Consider the following 19,994-nt stretch of genomic DNA (forward strand, 5'->3'; position numbering starts at 1 on the left):
CTTGCGTGTGGATCTGCTGGATGAAGATGCATTCGCAACCTTGCACTGTGACTGGGCGGAATTGTTGGCAAAGAGTAATGCCGACCCACTGTTTATGAGCTGGCCCTGGCTGTACAGTTGGTGGGAAACCTGGGGCGAAAGCCTTGGCCTTGAACTGGTGTTGTTGGGGGTTTACAAGGCAGGCGACAAGCTCGTCGGCATTGCGCCGATGTATCGGCACAGGATTCCGCTCAGCATCGGAATGACAGTCACTCGGATGCATTTTCTGGGTAATGCTTGGAGGGTGAGCCCGACGGTGCGTACCGAGTACGTGGGGCTGGTGGCGGATTCTGAGCTTGAATCTGACATTGCTTTGGCTGTTGGAGCCTACCTGAAGACCTTTGCATGGGATGAGTTGGTGATTCCCGATAGCCAAGAGGAAGGTGGGGGAGCACTGGGGCACGCTTTGGAAGCGGCTTGCAGAGCAACTCCAGTGGTACGGAGTGAATCCATAGGGGTTAGTATTGATACGGCCCTTCCCATTGACCCGTGGCTGGCTAGTCTCGGTCCCAATACACGCCGTAAAGCGTTTAACCGAAGATGCTTGTTCGAGAAGCGGTTGGGTGGGAATTGGCAACACTGTGAAAATAATGGTGCTTCTCAGGCAGTGTTCCTCGACCAGCTTAACCGATTTCACCTAAAGCGATGGGAGAAACCCTGTTTTGATGATAAAGCCTGTCAGTTTCATTTAAAGCTGCTTTCAAGGTTGTCTGATAAACAACAAGCGTTAATGTCCAGGCTCGTGGTCAACGGACAGGTGGTCTCGGTGCTTTATGACATACAGGCGGGATCCAGGGTTTACAATTTACAATCAGGTTATGATGAACATTTTCACCACAAGCTATCTTTAGGCACTTTGCACCTGGGATATGCCATTGAGCAAGCTTTTCAGGATCCTGGAATTAATGAGTATGATTTGTTGGCAGGTTCCGGTAAAAATACCTTCTATAAGGTAAGGTTTAATGGTCGACAGGTGAGGTTCCCAACGGTTGACCTTGTGCGGTCTCCGGTGTTGCGCACGGCCTACCGGCTCCGGTCCTGGCTGCCTGGCGGGCTGGTTTCTCGGATTAATCGTGTGTTCAGGCTTTAGAGGTTCTAAGGAAGACAGTAATGCCTAACGAAAGGACTCAATCAATCCATGTGTTGCGTAAAGCCATGCCATTTGCTCTGAGCCTTCTGGCGCTTGGCTGGCTGATCTTTCCCACGGTGCAGGGTATTGTTAGCCGCTGGTTCAAGTTTGATGAATCCTATTCCCATGGGCTCCTGCTGCTTGCGGTGTCCCTGTTTCTGACAGGCCGGACCTGCCTGAGATATCGGGTCAAGCCTGGCTTCTATCCTCTTTGGCTGATCCCGTTCCTGCTGGCTCTTATTGGCTATGGGCTCGGCGATATCCTGCGTATTCAGGCCGTCCAACAGATTGTTGTGGTGCCTTTGTTGCTTGGCGTGCTTGCAGTTTTCATGGGATGGCGCCAGGTGCGACATTTTATTGTGCCTGTTGGCCTTCTGATATTTACCGTGCCGGTCTGGGATTTTCTTTCCTGGACGCTTCAGGTCATAACGGTAGAGATCAACCGGGTGCTGCTGGGGCTTATGGATATAGAGTTCCGCGTGGAGGGTGTATTCGTCTACCTGATTGGGGTGGGCACCTTTGAGGTGGCTCACGGCTGTTCAGGGTTGCGTTATCTGCTGGTAGGGCAGTCATTGTCCGTTATCTATGGAGAACTGAACCTTCGGCGATTGCGCTCCAGGATCATTATGTTTTGTTGTGGCGTCCTGTTCGCTTTGATTGCTAACTGGATACGGGTATTCGTGATCATCTATATGGGTTACGAAACGAACATGGAAACCGGCTTGATTGATGACCACGACAATTTCGGCTGGTGGGTATTTGCGGCGACGCTGGTGCCGTTGTTCCTGATAGGACGGATGCTGGAGACGTCCGCCAGAGAACAAACGGGGGATCGGGGCGAGGATCAACCTGTTCCGGATCGGTCTGGCCGCACCCGAGTGGCTGTAGGTGCTGTCCTGATGGTAGCGCTTCCTTTAATGTTTTGGGTCGCACTGCCCTCCGCTGAACATAAAATACGCTCTGAGCCAGCCCAAATTAATCTCCGGCTTGATGGTGAGCAGTTTGGTTCGTTGTTTTCCAGTAATCTTGAGGGGTGGAGACCTCAGGTTCGCAATCCCGATAGAGTATATGTGCAGACGCTATTTGAACGAGGGCGGGTTGAGCCGGATCAAGGCTTGGCTGAACGGCTTTTAGTAAGTATCTATAGTTATGATTTTCAAAGGCACTCAGCGGAGTTGGTTCAGTACTCTAATCGCTTATATGACCGTGAGAGGTGGCATCCTGAAAACGTCTTTACAGTGGGCGCCCCTGGGGCAGTATCCTTGCGAGGCGTTACGTTACGCGACAGAGTTTCCGGTGAACGGCTACACTTGGCCTATACATACTATGTCGAAGGGCTTTGGGAAACTGATGACCTTAAGGCCAAGTTGGCCCAGATTCGGGGATTCGTCAATCCGCGAGAGGATGCGTCCTTGATAATCTATGGGGTTTCTTGCGAAGACTGTAACGGGCTAGAGCGACTGGAAGAATTGATCTTGGGCACATTCAGTCGTGTTGTCGAATCTATAGATCAACATTATGTTCCCTAACGAGAGTATTTATCGGCAGGTTGTTCGACCAAATCGCTGACAGCTACTCGGAGGTTTTCAATAAAAGCTTTGTGGTTTGAGGAATACCATTGTTCGGCATTGGCTGAAGTCCTCTCAAGAGTTTCCTGTGTTTCGTTTATGGCGGTGTTGATTGTCGTATCAAGGCTTTGTTCTGAAATCATGTACCTGGTTCCCAGCCGAAAGGTTCGGGTATTGTTTGGCTCTACCAGGTAGCCTCGGCTTTTGTCAATCAGTTCGTTCATTGGTGGTGCGTTTGTGGTGATGGTAACACAACCGTTTTCGAGAGCTTCCGCCAGTACCTGTCCGTAACCCTCTACCTCAGACGGTAGAATTGCAAATCCTGCTTCCTGCCAGAGTGCTTTCATTTCCTTGTCTGTGAGATTACTCCGGATCTCGATGTTCTGGTGGGGATAATCAGAGCTATCTACATGTTGTGAAACCACTACCAGTTTTGGCCATTCGGGGTGGCGCGACCAGCAAGATAATACTGCTGTGGTTCCTTTGAACTGACTGTTACCTGCTACATGCAGCGCAAGGCGATAATTTTTGTCGGAAGTACAAGGTCCGGATATCGCGGATCCGCCGGTAAAGCCAATATGCAACACGTCCGAATGGCAGCGCGAAAAGATCTCGGCAGCGTGTTGAGTCTTGCAAAGAATTCGGTCAATGCTCTGGAGATAGGGTATACGGGATTCAATAAACCACTCTTGGTTTGGAATCAGCCAATGGCGTTTACCTCGGCGTAGTTGAGATATTCGGGGGTTTTCAAGGTGGATTACCAGGTCTGATTTTGATTGTCCTGATATCGATTTGGCGATACCGTTTCGTAAAGCATAGTAAAGGCGCCTAAAGGGTTTAGGCAGATATTTACTAAGTAATTGGTACCGATAATGTGATAGTTGGTTTTGCCATTCCGGTGTTGGTGGTAATGGGTCTACTTGGCAATTATGCCCAAGAGAATTAAGTGCAGACTCAAGGATAAGAGCATCTTTTCTTAACCCACGCCCACTGCTGGCATAAACGATGAGGATGTCCATGGGTGACCACCAGAAAGAGAAAAGCCCTGCGAGGGCAGGGCTTTAAAGCGTAGCACAGAGTTGCATGTCAGGCTTTTTTACGACCCTTCATACGCACTGCGATACCGGCGAGGCCGAGGCCCAACAGAGCCAGGGTGCCGGGCTCAGGGACTTTGGAGGCTTTCACCATGACCAGCATATCGTCGTGGTTATCATCGACTTGGTTGTTGTCGTCCAGACTCAGGATGAACCAATCTTCTCCCACCTCAAAGATAGAGAAGTTGTAGCCACCGGCCAAGTTCCCTGCGCCTTGGTTAGACACCGAACCTGCAAATGCACCCCAAGCGTCTGAGGAGAAGCCAAAGTCAAGCTTGCCAAGTCCGCCACTGTAGATAACACTGAAAGTGTCTCCAAGTGGGCTGGTTGCGGTATTAAAGACTTCTGAACCCTCGTAGAGGAATGAGCCGGTATAACCCGCTTCCTTACCCAAATAGGTGAAAGTCAGCTTGAATGGATCTTCCGATACGGATGCCAGTGAGTGTGAGAGCAACACAGTATCAGTGGTGTCGTAATACTGGGGGCCAGTAAAAAGCCCACCGGGAATGCCTGTGCCATTCGCGTAATCGTTGTTTCCTGGGACGCCGACAGGGGCTTCAGCGGGGGCAGTGTTCGCCACCGTATCAATATAAGCCGCCTGTGCCAGTCCTGAAACACCCATGACGGCTGCCAGTGCGATGCCTTGCATAAGTTTGTTCATTTGAGTCACTCCTCCAGTGAGTGGTCGAATTTTTACAACACCCTTTGACCAAAGCAGATAGCGTGCCAGATTTTAACCCATTGATTTTAAGGAATTAATTCTTTCTTCAATCTGGACGATGTAAATTAATTCGACGATCTCTCTTTTACTGCACACTGTACTGAACTGGATCTGACGGTTCGCTACTCAGTCCGTTGGTGTCAATCACCCTTATAGTGAAGTACCAATCTCCCGAGGAGAGCCCTTCTATCCTTGCTTCAGTTGTGCCCGCTGGAACCTCCAGGATCTGGGGCATGTTTGTTGGCGCTTGGCCGTAGTTGATCAAATACCCGGAGATTTCGCTGAGTGAGATACTGCTGCCGTCTACGCGTGTAAGGGGCGGAGTCCAGGATAGCGTGACACTGCCCGCGCTGGCGCCATTATCAGATGGTTCGCTGGTTACCGGCGCATCCGGTTCAGATACGGTCTCAAGTGTGTACGGGTGAAGTCCTGACTGGTAAGCCTGCAACACGGTAATACCGCTGTCATTAAAGACTTGATCGGCGACAGGTTGTAGCAGCGGTAAGCCGAATCGGAGCTTGTACAGGTCGTCTATGCCGTCGTTGAGTGAGCTGTCGCTGGTGGGGCTATCAAGAGAGAGGGTTTGCACCACGTTTTCCGGGTTAAGGTTTTGCCCGGTCGCTGTATCGGATATCACCAGACTCGCAGAGGCATCCCATCCTGATTCGAAATATTCCATAGTTACCGCTACGGGAATCTCGGCCGGGAGGCTGGCTGTACTGGTATAGGTGGTGGCGGATTGGTTTTTCCACTGATTGATGACCAGGTTGCCATCAAGGAAAAGGCGAACACCGTCATCCGTTCTTGTGGCAAACGTGTATTCGCGCATGCCTTCCGTGTGCGGTGGAGTAAACCAGCCCTGCCACCGAATACTGAAATTATTATTGGGCATATTGGCAGACGGGCTGCCACTTCCCCAGTTGAAATTAATGGCAGTGTCTCGCTGAGTGTAAACAAAGCTGTCAAAGTTTACGCCTGTGAAATACTGGCCAACGTATCCTGGCTGGTAGGTTGCTTCAGGTGCAGGGAAATCCTCAGGATCCAGTGGGTTTGTGCCCGCCAGGTATTCCTTGAGCACAGAGTATCCATCTCCATCCAGGTCCCGTGACGCATCGGTTGGATCTGTGGGATCGAGGCCATAAGCGTATTCGTAACCGTCGGGGATACCATCACCGTCGGTATCTGCAAGGCTGGGGTCTGTGCGCGCCCAGAATTCGTCCAGTGCTGTGAGCAAATCTCCGTCGGTGTCTGACATCGCATCCGTTGGATCTGTCGGGTCCAGGCCGTAATAGATTTCCCAATTGTCGTAGAGTCCGTCGCCATCTTCATCCAGCGGTGGATATTGCGCGTTGTATGATAAGCCTTTTTCGCCATCGAAAAAGCCAATACGGTAGCCGAGTTCGTAGGCTTCTTCGGTGGTCAGTTTGGGTTGGGCGCCTGGGGTTGTTTGCGCAAAACTGTGCAGGTAAGGGCTGTCGATCACCTGTTGATTCAGTCCGGGCCCGGACCAGGCCACGGTAAAGTGGTCATCCCAGCCACCTTCTTTGTGTCTCAGCTCGAAGTAGTATTTTTGCCCGGCCTCAAGGTAATGAATGCCCGAAGTTTGCGAGCTGTAGCGGGTGAAGTTATCCAGGGGGGTCGCCATGGTTGAGGCGATTCGAACGATATCCTCAGGGGACTGGGAGGGGGAGAGCCAGAGCTGGGTTTCGTCGTCACCTGCAATGTAGAAGGTGTATCCACCCGTCGCGGGCGGTTCCACATAGCCGCGGATCAGGGTGCCGTAGTTGTTAGCCCGGCTCGCTGCGCGCATTAATTGATTCAGTTCGGTGATTTCATCAGGTGAGTCCGGAAATTTTTCGGCATCTACCATGCTTTGAACATAGTTGCCCGATATGCCGTCAAAATACCAGACATCCACCTTTCCCGGTTCGCTGACTTCCGGAATAGCAGCAGTAGGCGGTAACTTTTCAATGTCCCGAAACTGCCAACTCTGGCAACCACCGAGAAAAACCACCACCACACCCAGGCCGAGAATCTTCTTGGCAGCCATAACTCACCTTCCTTGCGCAACGATACATTGTGTAAAGTATTGTTGCAGTATGTTATGGCTGCCACTCGGTCTTAGGAACGTTTCGCTATCTGCCCTTTGCGCTTATAGCGTTACTCTCTGTCAGGCCTCGTTATCCAGTTTGGTCAGAATCCGCCGGGCGTCGTCATCCCTGCCGGCTGCGCGGTATGCTTCAACCAGATGCATCGCAATTTCCCGGGAGGCTGGGTCCAGCTCATGGGCCTTTTCAAGAATTCCAAGGCTTTGTTGGCGCTCACCGGATTCAAACAGTATCCAACCATAGGTATCCGCCACTGCTGCACTGTCTGGAACCAACTCGTAGGCCTTCTGGGCGGTATCCAAAGCGCGATTGTCACCAGCCTCGTAATACAACCACGCCAGATTGTTAAGCGCTACTGCATTGGTTGGGCTGAGTGATACCAGTTGTTCATAAGTTGCCTGGGCACTGTCTTGCTGGCCTTGCTGTTGGTGTGCCATGGCGAGGCTGAGCATGATGCGGGTGTTGCTCGGGAACTGCTGCATCGCGCTCTCAAGAGATGCCAGGGCGGCTGCGGACTGGCCGGCATTGCTGAGTGCTCTGGCCCGGGCCACTTGCAGTTCCGGTGTGTTCCGTTTGGTCAGCGCGAGCTGGTAAAGCTCGGCCGCCTGTTGGTGTTCTCCCTGGCTTTCGTAATAGCTGGCCTCAAGCTGATATGGCCCGGGGGATTCGGGGCTGTGTTGTTTTGCATCCTTGAGGGCGTCCCGTGCGGCGGCGGTGTTACCATTACGGAATTCGATAGATGCCACTTTCAGAGCCATGTCTTCGTTATCCGGGAACAGTGCGCGGCCACGATTCAGGATTTGCAGTGCCCGTTCGGTTTGTCCACGCTGTGCCATTTGCGTGGCTATACCGTCGTAAACGGTGGCCACCAATGGCTCGGCGGGGGAGGGCGCATCCTCTTGCTGCCGTTCCATCAGCTGGGCCGTGAGCTCATCCGCTTCTGAGGTGTTGTTCTCAATGAGCGCAGTCTCAAGAAGAATCAGGCGGGGTCCTGCGGCCTCCGGGTTATCCTCCCGTATGTCTCGCATCAGTTCGGTCAATTCGTCCCGGGGCAGCAGGTTAGCGATGGCCTGCAGCGCACCACGATTATCAGGCGACAGCCGTACTGCCTGTATGTAGAGTTCCCGGGCGGTTTCGTTGTCCTCGCGCAGCCGGGCCAAGTTGCCTAGCCCCACCAAGGGTGTCGGGTTATCGGGTGCCGCTTTATGTGCCTGCTCAAAAAACGTGCGGGCGTTGTCCATGTTTCCCGTGTTGCCGGCCAGGTTGCCTTTTGCAATCAGTGCGTTCACGTTGGCGGGCTCTCTGCGTAGCAGGTCGTCCAGGGCTTTATGTGCCGCATCGGGGTTACCCGACGCCATGTGTGCCTGGCTTAAGAGTATTGTGGCCTGAGTTGATTCCGCGGCCTCCGCTGGAATCTGGCGAGCCTGGCTGATGGCGGCGTCATAGTCTTCACGCTGGGCAAGGTAGGTGGCGTAGCGCAGCCGAAGGTTGCTGTTGTCTGGCTGCAGTTCCAGCGCCTTGTCGATGAGCTGGCGCCCACTCTGGTCATCGCCGCTGGCGAGAGAGGCGATGCCGACCAGAGCCAGAGTTTGCGGGTCGCTGTCGCGGTCCTTCAGATCATCAAGCAGCGATTTAGCGCCCTGGGGATCTCGCATGGAAATACGGGTGGCGGCCAGCAGTTTGCGCACACCGTCGGTGTCATTCATATCTGCGAGAGGTTCCAGAAGGTTAGAAGCTTCTTCAGTGCGCCCCTGGCGGAAACGGATAACACCCAACATCAGGGCACTTTGCTGGTGCCCGGGCGCCTGGTTCAGCACTTCTTGCAGGAATCGCGCAGCATTATCCAGGTCTCCCTCATTATAGGCGGCGGCAGCAGCTTCCAGGTTGCTCTTAAGGGTTCCAGGCCCGGATTTGGCCAGAATTTCCTCATAGACAAAAGCTTCTGACGACTTGCCTTGCTGGCGAAGCACGGTCACCAGGGCCGAGATGGTCTGGTACTTACGGTAGGTCATCACATCGTACTGACCGATGGTTTCCAAGGCGCGAATGTAGTTTTGCTCTGCCTCGGGCCATTGTTCCTGTGAGTGCGCGAGTTGCGCTTTCCAAAGCCACACGTCCTCATGGTCAGAATCAATGGAATCGGCCTGGCTCAGCAGTTCGCGAGCCTGAGCAATATCGCCACGGGCGGCGGCGATTCTGGATAACCCGACGGCAGCGGTGACATTCTGATCGTTGCGTTGAAGGGCATCGTTGTAGGCCGTCTCCGCCCGATCGAACTCTCCAGCGGCCAACCAGGCCTGGCCCCTCAGATTGTCCGCTTTAAGTTCCTGGTCGCGAGAGGGCGAGGTGATCTGATCCAGCGCCTGGATAGCCTCTGAGGTTTTGCCCTGCAATATCCTGGATTCCGCACGGATCAACGCGGCCTGGTTCATCTGGGACTGAGTAAGCGCGTCTTCAGAGCGGTTCTCCAGGAACTGATCAAGCTGGCGCTCGGCGTTTACCGCATCACCTGCGGTGAGCAGGTTGTTGATGATGACAAAGTAGGGATCAATGCGTTCGGGCTGCATCTGAATGGCACTGCGAGCCTCAATGGTACTCGCTCGCAGCTCCCCTTGGCGCTGGAAAAAACGCGCCTGGTCAAGATGGCTGATGTACTGGATGTCATCCTGTGACATATCCGGCTCACTGTTACAGCCAGCGAGGCTGAAAGCAATGGCAGCTGAAAGCAGCGACACTCTTACAACGTTACTGATTTTCATGCCCTGTTCCTTCCTTTTATCGGGGTCTTGTTCTGAATCCGTTGGGGTTGGTCACACACCGCTTGTCGCGGTGGAGGTCTCAATCCGGTATTTGTCTGTGAGGTTATAGAGCGTTGGGCGGGTGACCCCCAGCAGTCTCGAAGCCTGCGTCATATTAAAGTTGCTGGTAGTCAACGCCTGCATGATCGCTTTACGTTCCGCCGCTTCACGAACCTGGCGAAGGTTTAACTGGTAGTCAGCTTCACAGCCGTCGGCGGGGAGCACCAGGTCTTCTGCGGTAATCCGTTTGCCGTCAGCCATAATGATGGCCCGTTTCACTTTGTTGATCATCTCCCGCACGTTCCCTGGCCAGCCATAGGCATTAATGGCCTGTACAGCGTCTTCGGAGAAACACAGGTTGGGTCGGTCGAGCTGCTTGCCCAGGGTTTTCAGCAACGACTGGGCTATTACCAGAGCATCGCCTTCACGTTCCCGCAGGGCTGGCACATCCAGGGTGATTTCACTGATCCGGTAGTAAAGGTCTTCCCGGAACTCACCCTGACTGATTAGGTCCTGAACATTTCTATGGGTCGCGCAGACCACCCGGACGTCTACCGGTATGGGTTTGACTGAACCCACCCTGTCTACCACTCGTTCCTGCAGGAACCGCAACAGTTTTGCTTGCAGGGCCATGGGCATGTCCCCGATCTCATCGAGGAACAGGGTTCCCCCATTGGCGCTTTCAATTTTGCCTTTCTTCGATTGCGTCGCGCCGGTAAACGAGCCCTTTTCAAAGCCGAACAGCTCACTTTCCAGAAGGTTCTCCGGGATGGCGGCACAGTTGATGGCGGCAAAAGGTTTGTCAGCCCGGTGGCTGAGGTCGTGCAGTGCCCTGGCCAGCAGTTCCTTGCCAGTGCCGGTTTCTCCGGTAATTAGAGTAGTAACGTCTGCAGGGGCGACTTTTTCAACCGTACGGCAGATAGCGAGCATTTCAGGGCTGGCGGCAACAATGCCTTTGATACTGGTGCCGTTGCCCTGGCCGGCCAGTTCACGGTTCTCTCTCTCGAGCTCTGCGAGTCGGAACGCGCGGTTGACCACGAAAGTAAGGATGTCTGCGTCCAGCGGCTTCTGGTAGAAATCAGAGGCGCCCATGCCAATGGCTTTGACCGCGTTTTCTTTGTCTTCCCGGCCGGTCACGACGATCACTTTAGTCATGGGTGCCAGGCGTAAAATGTCTTCCAGCAAGGCAAAGCCTTCAGAGGCTCCGCCTGGGTCCGGTGGCAAGCCAAGGTCCAGGGTAACCACTTGGGGCTCAAGGCGTCGGAGGGCCGTGAGCGCGGCCTCACGATCTGAGGCAACAGATACGTCAATGTCGTCGCTGAAACACCAGCGCATCTGGCTCTGCAGGCCGGGGTCGTCTTCTACAATCAGTAGCTGCTTCACAACAACACTCAATCCTTTGGTCTGTGTACGGCGCGGCTGCCACCATTGGCTGAACCGGCATTTCCATGGTTATGATTCTTAACTGAAAATTGACACTTTGCAATGCTGATTCAGAAAAATACCTTCGGGTGACGATTAGTTGACGGTTTTCTGTGGGTGTACGGTTTCCTGAATTGGCACACTCGGGGCCGCAGCCCGTATTTTGGCTTCGGACGTGAGCAGAGGAATCCTGACGGAGAAGCAAGACCCAACGCCTGGCTCACTGGTGGCATCAATATTGCCGCCTAATTCCTGAATGTATTCTCTGGCCTGGTAGGCGCCAATTCCCATGCCGGTAAGGCCCTTTGTGCTCTCGAATGGTTTGAACAGCTGGCTGCGGATGAAGTCGTCGGTCATGCCAGTGCCAGTGTCCTGAATGAAGATCACAACATTGCCTTTGGCGGTTTTAAGATTGATGGATATGTCGCCGTTTGCCGGGGTTGCATCCTGGGCATTCTGCAACAGGTGGCTGAGCACGCTCCGCAGCTGTTCTTTATCCGCAGACACAAAAATGTTGTCTGGGCTGCCTTGCAGGGCAGGTGCCGGCGCCCGGTGGCTGTGATGGGCGATCAGCTCCTGGACCAATTCGGTCAGGTTTATCGGGCTCCGGTTTTCTTCCGCCGGGCTGGAAGGCTTGCGAATGTGGTCCACGAGGTTGGCCATTTTGCGTACTGCGTGGTCTGTGGTGGCGATCATGTCGTCGATAAACGCCGGGTTGTTTCGATGCTTGGGGGCGTTTTTAGCCAGCAGCGACAGCTGTGCAATCAGGGTTTTCAAGTCGTGCACCATAAATGCTGAGGCTTTACTCACAGCCTCGAACTGCATGGCCCGCGAGAGGCGGTTCTGGGCATCCATCTGGGCGAGCAGGTTACAGGTCTGTCGGGCTACCACTTTGATCAGGTCGAAGTTTTCCCAGTTCAACTCAACTTTCGAATAGGGGCGCCCCACCATGGCAACGCCGTAAAGCTCGTTGCCAAGGTACAGGGGAATAATCAGCCAGGCGTCTGGGGTGTTGGTGATGGGGTCAGGAATCTCGAGCAGGTTGTAGCTTATCGGGTCGGACCGGTATTCGTTCAGATCAATAATCCACTCCCGATCCGTGAAAAAACGGACCAGTTCGGAATCACTATCGATAATGGTGTATTTTGGCGTGGCGAGGTTCACGCTCGCATTCAGCAGGTAGTCGCCCTGGTCGCTGCGAAGCCAGATGGCGCCAGCGTTGCTCTCCACCAGGCCTGCGAGAATTCGGATTACGCGCTCGGGCAGGGGAGGATCATTGCTCAGATCGGCCAGTTCACGGGTCATTCTCAGCCATTCATTCCGGTAATCATACTTGTAGTCGAAAAAGTTCTGGCTGATGAACACCATTAGCTTGGCCCGGATTCGCCTCGACAATAACAGGGTGACCAGAAATGCCAGGGAAACGCTGATGAACAGCACCTGCATGGCTTCGCCCCACGCTCCCCCCAGGGCGCGAACGTAGTATCCACCTACGGCAAGGAACAACAGGTACCCGCCGGCGAACAGGAAGGTGCCCACGTGGAATACCGCGGAGCGCGAAAGCTGGAAATCCACCGGTTGTTTGCGGGTATTGATAATGTTGACGGCAAACAGCGGCATTAATGCAGCATTGACGAAGCCCCTGGCATTCCAGAACGAATCGGCGACTTTGCCGAACAGCAGGGCATCGGCGTACATGAAGAAGTCAAAGGTGAAGATGGTGGCAACACCAATGCAGAGGTACTTCATGGAGGACCGGCCAAAGCCGGGGGCGTTGCGCCAGATCTGTTCCACCAGTGACAGCCCGAGCAGGGCCAGGGCGATTTGGCCGATGACTTTGGTTTTGCCATCCAGCAGGGCGAGGCCAAGGATAAATTCAAGGCTGCCGAGGGTCAGCAGGGTTGCGATCAGTATGAAGAGGGAGGCGCCAAGCACTTTTTTGAGCTGGCTGGCGAGCTTGCCCTGGCGAAAAGCGTCCCGAAGCATGGCGAACAGCAGCAGGATCCAGGCCGTATCTCTGAGCAATTCAAGCAGGTAACGTACGAAAAAGCCGGGGTGCCCCCAAAGGCTCTGGGAGACCAGGGTGCTTGCCCACAAGGTGGTGACCAACGCCGCAAGGAAGAGGGCGCGGTCAAGATCCCTTCGCAGATAACGTGTAGCGATCAGCACAGACAGCACCGCGAACAATGCTGCCGCCGCACCGTAGCTGATCACGCTGATGTCCCTGAGCATTCGGCCTTTCCTTGAACCTGGATTCTGTACTTATTCTGTACAGGGTAGCTCTGAACTCCCGGTTCCGTCTACGGGTATCGGCGTTTTCCCGGCCTGGTTCACACTGGCCGTTTGTTGTCCCGATAGTAACGGAAAATATCTTTCAACTGACGTTTGGGGGTAAATCCGAACTCCCGGGCAAAGGCCCGGCCATCAATCACCACTGGGTACTTGAAGAACGCCATCAGATAAGTCGGGAAGCTCCTGAGGTTCAGAATTCTTGAAATCGCCTTGGGAACGACGGGGGGAATGGATGGCAGTGGAATGCGCTGGCATCCGCAAAGTTTCAGGGCCTGTTGATAGGCTACCCAATCCTGGGGGGCGACGTTGAACACGCCTTTTACGGGTTTGTTCCAGGCCAGTACGATGGCATCTGCCATGTCGTCTATGTGGATGAATTGCATCATCGGCGAGAAGCCGGCCAGCACCGGAGCCCGGGAGCTGCCCAGCAGTGAGCTCATGGAATTTCGCACACCGGGGCCCACGATGTTGCATGGCCGAAGAATGGTGATGTTCAGCTCTGGATAGCGCCAGAGGTAAATGTTGGCCAGGTTCTCCAGTTCCACGGAATCCACAAGATCCGCGCTCAGGCCCGCGCTTTTGAGAGGGGCGGATTCATCAATCAGGGCCGGGTTGTAGGCGACGGCGCCGTATACGTGGTAAGTGGAGAGAACAATCACCCGGCGAATGCCGTACTTCTGGGAAAGGTCCAGCAGCTTCTGGGTGCCCAGCACGTTGGCGTTATAACGGCGCATGCGCGTTAGCTGGCTGGACAGTATCCGGCCCAGGTGGATCACGCCGTCAAACTGATATCGCCTGAACAGGTCCTCGAAAACTCGCTTGTTGAAGTCGATGCAATAGCTGGGGATGTCATCTCCGAGGTACACCTGCTCACGGAAATCGACGGCGACCAGGTCGCAGGTTTCCTTGAGGCGGCTGATGACTTGTTGAGCCAGGGCGCCGGCGGCACCAGTCACGAGGATGTGGGGTCTGCGTTTGGTGGTCATCAGAACAGCCTTTTCCTTTCACTAAGCCCTTTGTCGATCAATCGGCTGATTTCAGCCTTGACGGCTTCCACCCGCTCGGTCACCTGTTCTTCCGGGATTTCGGTATTGTCGAAATGCATGGGTGGGCCGAAGTTCAGGTGTACCTTGGCCGGAAGAATCACCGGCAGTGCCACCGGAACGTAGGGCACGCCCAGTACGTTGGCCAGTGGCTTTATATTGGCAATGGCAGGGATGGTTTCCTCGCAACCCACCACACCTACCGGAACAATCGTCGCGTTGTATTTCATGGCCAAATGCATGAAGCCGTTACCGAAGCGCTTGAGCTGATAACGGTCACGGTACAGTTTGCCGGAGCCGCGAACCCCTTCGGGGAAGACGATCACCGCTTCATTGTTCTCCAGCATCTTGGCGCAATTGACCGGGTCCCCAAGAACGGCGCCCATCTCATTGAGCAGGTTGCCCAGCCAGGGCACGGTGGGAAAGAACCGCTCGATCATGGCCCGGGGAATGCGGGGGTTGTCTTTTCGTGATGCCAAAGCATAGCCGATAAGGAGGCCATCCAGGGGGAGCTGGCCGGAATGGTTGGCAATGATCAGAACCGGGCCTTCGGCGGGCACATTGTCAACGCCAGAGGCCTGAACACGGAAGTACTTCTCGTAGATCTGCCGGGTAAGGGAGAAGCCGTACTTGATGGCCTCGTTGTTATAACCCCAGGGGTCGTAACCCAGTGAGCCGATTGGCTTGCGTATTCGCTCTATCTGCTGGTCCAGTTCGGCTGGTACCAGCCTGGATTTGAGAAACGATGTCAGGCCCATGCCTGCTCCCTGTCTGATGGATTTGGATTTTCGGCGCCGTTAGATGCGGCCGATCAGTACACCCAGAGTGTGGCTCTGGCCCTCATTCAACACCCGATAATCGCCCGCGGCATTGGCTGTTTCGACACACAGCATTTTTTGCCAGCCATTGCTGGGGAAGTCCGAAAGCCGGGCAGATTTGTCCGGGCCGGGATTCCAAACCACGGTCGAATCACTGCCCACCGAGGTCAGCTTGCGTTTGCCAAGCGGTGTCACCACTGTAAGGGGCTCGCCGGATTCATAGATTCTGTCGGTTTCACCCTCGAAATAGACCGGGCCTTCCTGAGTGCAATAATCCCAGTCTTTCAGGGTGTCTATGTACTGACTGTTGCCAAGGCCAAGCACGCGGTTGCGGCTGATGTCAGCGGTTGGTAAATAGGTGTGCAGCGCCTGGCTGAACGCCAGTGGCTGGCGTGAGAGGTTGGTGGTGGTCAGTGCAACCTGGCAACCCCTGACCGAGAAACTGAACGTGGCCAGCACGAGTGCGTGGCCATCCCATTGCTCGGCGAAATCCTCGTTGGCATTCAGGGACAGACTGATCTCCACTTCATGGGCACTCTCGCGTACATCTTCCAGGCGCCACAGGGCGGTGCGGGCGAAACCGTGAGCAGTCGGTTCATGAACCCGCTTCCGGATTTCCGGCGGGTTTTTGGCTGGGTCGCCAAACCAGGGCCAGCAAATTGGAATGCCGCCCCGGATTGGCCGGCCTGGTTGGAATTTGGCCAGCTCACTCAGCCACAGCCAATTGTTCTGGTCCCGTGGGGAAAAGTGAGTCAGGTGTGCGCCTTGGAGGAAAATAGTGGCCTGAAACAGAGGATGGTGCACCTCTAGGGCCTCAAGCTGGCCGATGGTTTGCCAGCGGGTGAACGACCATTGTCCCGGTGTAACCGAGACCGGTGGTTTGTTACTGCTTTCAGACATGGCGTGCGACGACTTCCTTTGCGATGACTTCCTTAAGGGTATCTGCTTACCAAGAGAGTAAATTAAATCCGCCGCGCCGGCGAGTTTGATCATACAATAGCCTAAAATTCAGGGGGTGTATTGATGGATTCTGATAGCCAGAGCGCGGTTATTGTTCCACTGCCGGAGCCTCGGCTCGAACACGGCCAGGGACATTTCGATCGGGTAGTGGGCGAGGGCTCGCTGGCGGGCACTGCGGGCGCGCACGATGTTGATCGCGTTGACGCAAGGTGGCTGGATCAATTGGCGGATGGCTTGAGCGAGCACGCCTGGCTTGAGCTGGATCTTGCTGACCGCCTGCCGGAGGGCTTGGTGCCGGCCCTGCTCAATGAGGTGAAGATTCTCGAACGCACCGAAGCGATGAGCCGGGCTGGTATCGGGCGTGGAGCGGATCTGGTGAAGGATCGCAGCGTTCGGCGAGACAGTATTGCCTGGCTGGAAGGGTTCACCAAACCGCAGGCAAGTCTTTTCAGGTTTCTGGACCAGTTGATGGCTGGCCTCAATCAAAGGCTGTTTCTCGGGCTTAAACGGTATGAAGCGCATTATGCGACCTATCAGGCCGGCGACTTTTACAAGTGCCACCTCGACAGCTTTCGCGGGCGAGCGTCCCGGATGATCAGCCTGGTGCTTTACCTGAATGACGACTGGGGCCTTGAAGACGGCGGCGAATTGCAGGTGTTCAGCCCACGGGAAGAGGATAGGGCGATTGGCCTTGTGCGCCCGGAAGCTGGCCGTGCCGTACTCTTCCTGAGCGAGGAAGTGCCCCATGAGGTGCTGCCGGCAAGGCGAACCCGTTATAGCATTGCCTGCTGGTTTCGGCAGGATGAAGTGCTCTTGCCGCTCTAGGCCGTTGTAGTCCTTATATCCTTCTGATAACATGCGCGCCACTTTCGGGGTAAAAGTCCCGGAACGCCGTTATGGTGGCCCCATTGGTGCCCCCGCAACATGAAACCGTGAACCCGGTCAGGCCCGGAAGGGAGCAGCCGAAGCGGTGGATGTGTGTGCCGGGGGATTGCTGATGGGGTCACCCCCAGATTTCCCTCCCCTTTGTCCTTGAAACAGCGTTCCCTGAAACAACTTTTCTTCTTTAGAATCACGGTCCATGCTAAGGTTATGCTCGATTTTCTGAGTAGTTGAAGGATCATGAGCTATCAGGTTTTAGCCCGAAAATGGCGCCCCCGAACCTTTGAGGACATGGTGGGGCAGGAGCATGTGCTTCAGGCACTGGTGCATGCGCTTGAGCACCAGAGGCTGCATCACGCCTACCTGTTTACCGGCACCCGGGGCGTGGGTAAAACCACCATCGGTCGATTGCTGGCCCGTTGCCTTAATTGCGAAACAGGCATTACCGCCAATCCGTGTGGCAAGTGTGGCAGTTGCCAGGAAATCCTGGAAGGGCGGTTTGTTGACCTGATTGAGATCGATGCGGCCTCCCGCACCGGTGTTGACGACATGCGTGAACTGACAGACAACGTTCAGTACGCTCCCAGTCGCGGCCGCTACAAGGTATACCTCATCGATGAGGTACACATGCTCACCAACCAGTCCTTCAATGCCTTCCTGAAGACCCTGGAAGAGCCGCCCGAGCACGTAAAATTCCTTCTGGCTACGACCGATCCCCAGAAACTGCCGGTGACGGTGCTATCCCGTTGTTTGCAGTTCAACCTGAAGCGGATGACACCGGAACACATCGTAGGCCACCTCAAGCACGTACTGACCGAAGAGCAAATTCCCTTTGAAGAACCAGCGCTCTGGCTGCTTGCCCGGGCGGCGGACGGCAGTATGCGTGATGCCCTGAGTCTGACCGACCAGGCGATTGCCTTTGGCAACCAGAACCTGGCCGCCAGTGATGTCAGCAATATGCTGGGCACCATTGATCAGCGCGACATTGAGCGCATTGTTGCAACGCTGGTTGAGCGGGATGGCCCCGGTTTGCTGGCGGAGATCAGCCGCATTTCAGATTTTGCGCCGGATTACGCGGTCATTCTTGCGGATCTGCTATCAGTCTTTCACCGGGTCACCATGGAACAGGTGGTGCCGGGCAGCGCCGACAATGCCCTGGGGGATGCCGCCCAGGTTCAGTCACTGGCGAAACAGTTGAGCGCGGAAGACGCCCAGCTGTTCTATCAGGCGGCATTGATGGGCCGGAAAGATCTGGCGATCACACCCGATGCCCGTATGGGGTTTGAAATGACCCTGCTCCGGATGTTGGCTTTCCGGCCCGGGGCTGATCGCCGTGAGCCGCCAACCATTGCCTCTGGTGGCAATGAGGGCCAGGCGCGCGCCGAACCGGAACCAGACCCTGCGCCAGCTCAAAGCCAAAAGCCTGCACCGGTAACTGAGCAGGCGCCAATGCCCCCGCAGAATCCTGAGCCGGTGCAAGAGCCGCAGCCGATTCCAGAATCAGCGCAAGCACACCGTCCAGCCGAGGCTGACTCGGCAGAACCGGAACCCGCGCCGCCCATGATGGATGCTCCACCCTGGGATCCAGACCCCGGCGACCCGGCTCTGAGCGCGGAGGCTGAAGAGCCAGAGACTTTGGTGAGTAATATTGCACTTGAGCCCACCGAACCGCCGGTATTTGAGGAAGCCCAACCTCAAGGCCCGGTGGAACCGGAGGTTGAGCCGGTTGTCGAAAATCAGGAGCCGGTAACTGCGGACGGATTTGTATGGGAACGGGATTTTCGCCAATTGGACATTAATGGCATGCCCGGCAACCTCGCCAGTTACAGTGCCATGGCGATGGACGGGCAAACCGTGGTGTTAACCCTGGATGAAGGTCACGCCCGGCTGCTGAATGCGCGCCATGAAGAAAAAATACTGGCGGCCTTGAGATCGCGCTTCGGTGATGCCACTTCACTGAGAATAGAGCAGGGTGAGCCAGGGCTTCATACCCCGGCCGCCTGGGAAGAACGCCAGCGGGCTGCCAGGCAGAAAGCGGCAGAGCAAGCGATCCGTCAGGACCCGGTGGTAAAAAATATCGTTGAAAGATTTGAAGGGCGGGTGGTTGAAGAAAGTATCCGCCCCATAGAGACAGGCAGGAGATAAACACATGATGAATAACATGGGCGACCTGATGAAAAAGGCGCAGCAGATGCAGGAGCAGATGCAGAAGGCCCAGGAAGAGATTGCAAAGGCGGAAGTCACAGGCGAGTCCGGTGCCGGCCTGGTCAAAGTGACCATGAACGGTCGCCACGACGTTCGCAAGGTAGACATTGATCCGTCGCTGCTGTCTGAAGACAAAGAGATTCTTGAAGATCTGTTAGCAGCGGCCGTTAACGATGCCGTTCGCCGTGTTGAGGCAAATCAGAAAGAAAAGATGTCTGGCATGATGTCCGGAATGGGTGTGCCCCCCGGATTCAAGATGCCGTTCTGAACCTGGCCCCGGCCCGCCATAGTCTTTGAGGAGCGTTCATGGCATTCAGCCCCCTGGTTGATGAATTGGTTGAATCTCTCCGGTGCTTGCCCGGAGTTGGTCAGAAAACAGCACAGCGCATGGCATTTCATCTGCTGGAGCGGGGCCGCTCCGGTGGCACCCGGCTAGCCGGTGCTCTGAGCCAGGCCATGGACGGTGTTCGTCGTTGTAACAGCTGTCAGAATTTCTCCGACACCGAAATCTGCCATATCTGCGAGAAGCCTGAAAGGCGCACCGGCACCCTTTGCGTTGTGGAAAGTCCTTCCGACTTGCTTGCCATCGAACAGGCCGGCGATTATCGGGGCAGTTATTTCGTGCTGATGGGGCACTTGTCGCCGATTGATGGCGTGGGCCCGGAAGAAATCGGTATTGAACGGTTGCTACAGCGGGTGCGCGAAGAAGGCGTGACCGAACTGATCCTGGCGACCAATCCCACCGTCGAAGGCGAGGCAACTGCCCACTACATCGCCGACCGCCTGGATGGCCAGAATATCCTGATCACCCGTCTGGCCCATGGCATCCCGGTGGGTGGCGAGCTGGGCTATGTAGACGGCTTTACACTTACCCATGCATTCCGGGGCCGCAAGCCCCTGTCTGAATAACGTCTC

General features: G+C 55.2%; 15 protein-coding genes and 1 other RNA gene. 7 read left to right on the forward strand and 9 right to left on the reverse strand.

From position 1 onward, the window contains the following. Positions 1 to 7: 7 nt before the first annotated feature. Positions 8 to 1,129 carry a GNAT family N-acetyltransferase gene (locus ACTZWX_RS01860; RefSeq protein ID WP_444712840.1) on the forward strand — a complete coding sequence of 374 codons (1,122 nt, stop codon included), beginning with the start codon at positions 8 to 10 and terminating at the stop codon, positions 1,127 to 1,129. Positions 1,130 to 1,149: 20 nt separating this feature from the next. After that, the gene (xrt, locus tag ACTZWX_RS01865; RefSeq protein ID WP_444712500.1) at positions 1,150 to 2,697 is read left to right on the forward strand and encodes an exosortase; all 1,548 of its coding nucleotides are present in this window, start codon (positions 1,150 to 1,152) and stop codon (positions 2,695 to 2,697) included. Here the strand turns inward: xrt and ACTZWX_RS01870 are convergent. The 9 genes from ACTZWX_RS01870 to ACTZWX_RS01910 all read right to left on the reverse strand — a co-directional run bounded on the left by ACTZWX_RS01870 (position 2,694) and on the right by ACTZWX_RS01910 (position 15,932). Beyond that, entirely contained in the window at positions 2,694 to 3,755 is a 1,062-nt protein-coding gene (locus tag ACTZWX_RS01870; RefSeq protein WP_444712501.1) for a glycosyltransferase, read from the reverse strand. The two genes, xrt and ACTZWX_RS01870, sit on opposite strands and share 4 nt — an antisense overlap. 67 nt (positions 3,756 to 3,822) lie before the next feature. Beyond that, positions 3,823 to 4,491: a PEP-CTERM sorting domain-containing protein gene (locus ACTZWX_RS01875; protein ID WP_444712502.1), complete on the reverse strand. Its 669-nt coding sequence runs from the start codon at positions 4,489 to 4,491 to the stop codon at positions 3,823 to 3,825. A gap of 145 nt (positions 4,492 to 4,636) precedes the next feature. Then, positions 4,637 to 6,601, reverse strand: coding sequence for a PA14 domain-containing protein (locus ACTZWX_RS01880; RefSeq protein WP_444712503.1), 1,965 nt, complete (start codon positions 6,599 to 6,601; stop codon positions 4,637 to 4,639). A 120-nt stretch (positions 6,602 to 6,721) separates the two neighbouring features. Further along, positions 6,722 to 9,418, reverse strand: a complete 2,697-nt coding sequence (locus ACTZWX_RS01885; protein ID WP_444712504.1) for a tetratricopeptide repeat protein — start codon at positions 9,416 to 9,418, stop codon at positions 6,722 to 6,724. A 51-nt stretch (positions 9,419 to 9,469) separates the two neighbouring features. Beyond that, the gene (prsR, locus tag ACTZWX_RS01890; protein WP_444712505.1) at positions 9,470 to 10,840 is read right to left on the reverse strand and encodes a PEP-CTERM-box response regulator transcription factor; all 1,371 of its coding nucleotides are present in this window, start codon (positions 10,838 to 10,840) and stop codon (positions 9,470 to 9,472) included. A 135-nt stretch (positions 10,841 to 10,975) separates the two neighbouring features. Continuing rightward, a complete protein-coding gene (gene prsK / locus ACTZWX_RS01895) occupies positions 10,976 to 13,111 on the reverse strand; it encodes an XrtA/PEP-CTERM system histidine kinase PrsK (RefSeq protein WP_444712506.1) in 2,136 nt (711 codons plus the stop codon). A gap of 98 nt (positions 13,112 to 13,209) precedes the next feature. After that, a complete protein-coding gene (locus ACTZWX_RS01900) occupies positions 13,210 to 14,157 on the reverse strand; it encodes an SDR family oxidoreductase (RefSeq protein ID WP_152438047.1) in 948 nt (315 codons plus the stop codon). Further along, entirely contained in the window at positions 14,157 to 14,972 is an 816-nt protein-coding gene (locus ACTZWX_RS01905) for a lysophospholipid acyltransferase family protein (protein WP_444712507.1), read from the reverse strand. The genes ACTZWX_RS01900 and ACTZWX_RS01905 overlap by 1 nt, the downstream gene beginning before the upstream one ends. 39 nt (positions 14,973 to 15,011) lie before the next feature. Continuing rightward, a complete protein-coding gene (locus ACTZWX_RS01910; protein WP_444712508.1) occupies positions 15,012 to 15,932 on the reverse strand; it encodes a D-hexose-6-phosphate mutarotase in 921 nt (306 codons plus the stop codon). 123 nt (positions 15,933 to 16,055) lie between these two features. On the opposite strand from ACTZWX_RS01910, the gene ACTZWX_RS01915 reads away from it, so the two are divergent. From ACTZWX_RS01915 to recR, 5 genes are all read left to right on the forward strand, one after another. Next, the gene (locus ACTZWX_RS01915; RefSeq protein ID WP_444712509.1) at positions 16,056 to 16,817 is read left to right on the forward strand and encodes a 2OG-Fe(II) oxygenase; all 762 of its coding nucleotides are present in this window, start codon (positions 16,056 to 16,058) and stop codon (positions 16,815 to 16,817) included. A gap of 81 nt (positions 16,818 to 16,898) precedes the next feature. After that, positions 16,899 to 16,995, forward strand: an RNA gene (gene ffs, locus ACTZWX_RS01920) — signal recognition particle sRNA small type. Positions 16,996 to 17,114: 119 nt separating this feature from the next. After that, positions 17,115 to 19,019, forward strand: a complete 1,905-nt coding sequence (dnaX, locus tag ACTZWX_RS01925; RefSeq protein WP_444712510.1) for a DNA polymerase III subunit gamma/tau — start codon at positions 17,115 to 17,117, stop codon at positions 19,017 to 19,019. A 4-nt stretch (positions 19,020 to 19,023) separates the two neighbouring features. Beyond that, the gene (locus ACTZWX_RS01930) at positions 19,024 to 19,347 is read left to right on the forward strand and encodes a YbaB/EbfC family nucleoid-associated protein (RefSeq protein ID WP_152438051.1); all 324 of its coding nucleotides are present in this window, start codon (positions 19,024 to 19,026) and stop codon (positions 19,345 to 19,347) included. 38 nt (positions 19,348 to 19,385) lie between these two features. Beyond that, entirely contained in the window at positions 19,386 to 19,988 is a 603-nt protein-coding gene (recR, locus tag ACTZWX_RS01935; RefSeq protein WP_072677420.1) for a recombination mediator RecR, read from the forward strand. Positions 19,989 to 19,994 lie beyond the last annotated feature (6 nt).

This window comes from Marinobacter sp. NSM (assembly GCF_052380025.1).
GTDB lineage: Bacteria > Pseudomonadota > Gammaproteobacteria > Pseudomonadales > Oleiphilaceae > Marinobacter.

Bases quoted from the DNA above. Each gene is read 5' to 3' on its own strand.
- ACTZWX_RS01900 (WP_152438047.1), bottom strand. From the start codon at position 14,157: ATGACCACCAAACGCAGACCCCACATCCTCGTGACTGGTGCCGCCGGC.
- ACTZWX_RS01905 (WP_444712507.1), bottom strand. From the start codon at position 14,972: ATGGGCCTGACATCGTTTCTCAAATCCAGGCTGGTACCAGCCGAACTG.
- ACTZWX_RS01870 (WP_444712501.1), bottom strand. From the start codon at position 3,755: ATGGACATCCTCATCGTTTATGCCAGCAGTGGGCGTGGGTTAAGAAAA.
- ACTZWX_RS01875 (WP_444712502.1), bottom strand. From the start codon at position 4,491: ATGAACAAACTTATGCAAGGCATCGCACTGGCAGCCGTCATGGGTGTT.
- ACTZWX_RS01885 (WP_444712504.1), bottom strand. From the start codon at position 9,418: ATGAAAATCAGTAACGTTGTAAGAGTGTCGCTGCTTTCAGCTGCCATT.
- dnaX (WP_444712510.1), top strand. From the start codon at position 17,115: ATGAGCTATCAGGTTTTAGCCCGAAAATGGCGCCCCCGAACCTTTGAG.
- ACTZWX_RS01910 (WP_444712508.1), bottom strand. From the start codon at position 15,932: ATGTCTGAAAGCAGTAACAAACCACCGGTCTCGGTTACACCGGGACAA.
- ACTZWX_RS01880 (WP_444712503.1), bottom strand. From the start codon at position 6,601: ATGGCTGCCAAGAAGATTCTCGGCCTGGGTGTGGTGGTGGTTTTTCTC.
- prsK (WP_444712506.1), bottom strand. From the start codon at position 13,111: ATGCTCAGGGACATCAGCGTGATCAGCTACGGTGCGGCGGCAGCATTG.
- xrt (WP_444712500.1), top strand. From the start codon at position 1,150: ATGCCTAACGAAAGGACTCAATCAATCCATGTGTTGCGTAAAGCCATG.
- recR (WP_072677420.1), top strand. From the start codon at position 19,386: ATGGCATTCAGCCCCCTGGTTGATGAATTGGTTGAATCTCTCCGGTGC.
- ACTZWX_RS01930 (WP_152438051.1), top strand. From the start codon at position 19,024: ATGATGAATAACATGGGCGACCTGATGAAAAAGGCGCAGCAGATGCAG.
- ACTZWX_RS01915 (WP_444712509.1), top strand. From the start codon at position 16,056: ATGGATTCTGATAGCCAGAGCGCGGTTATTGTTCCACTGCCGGAGCCT.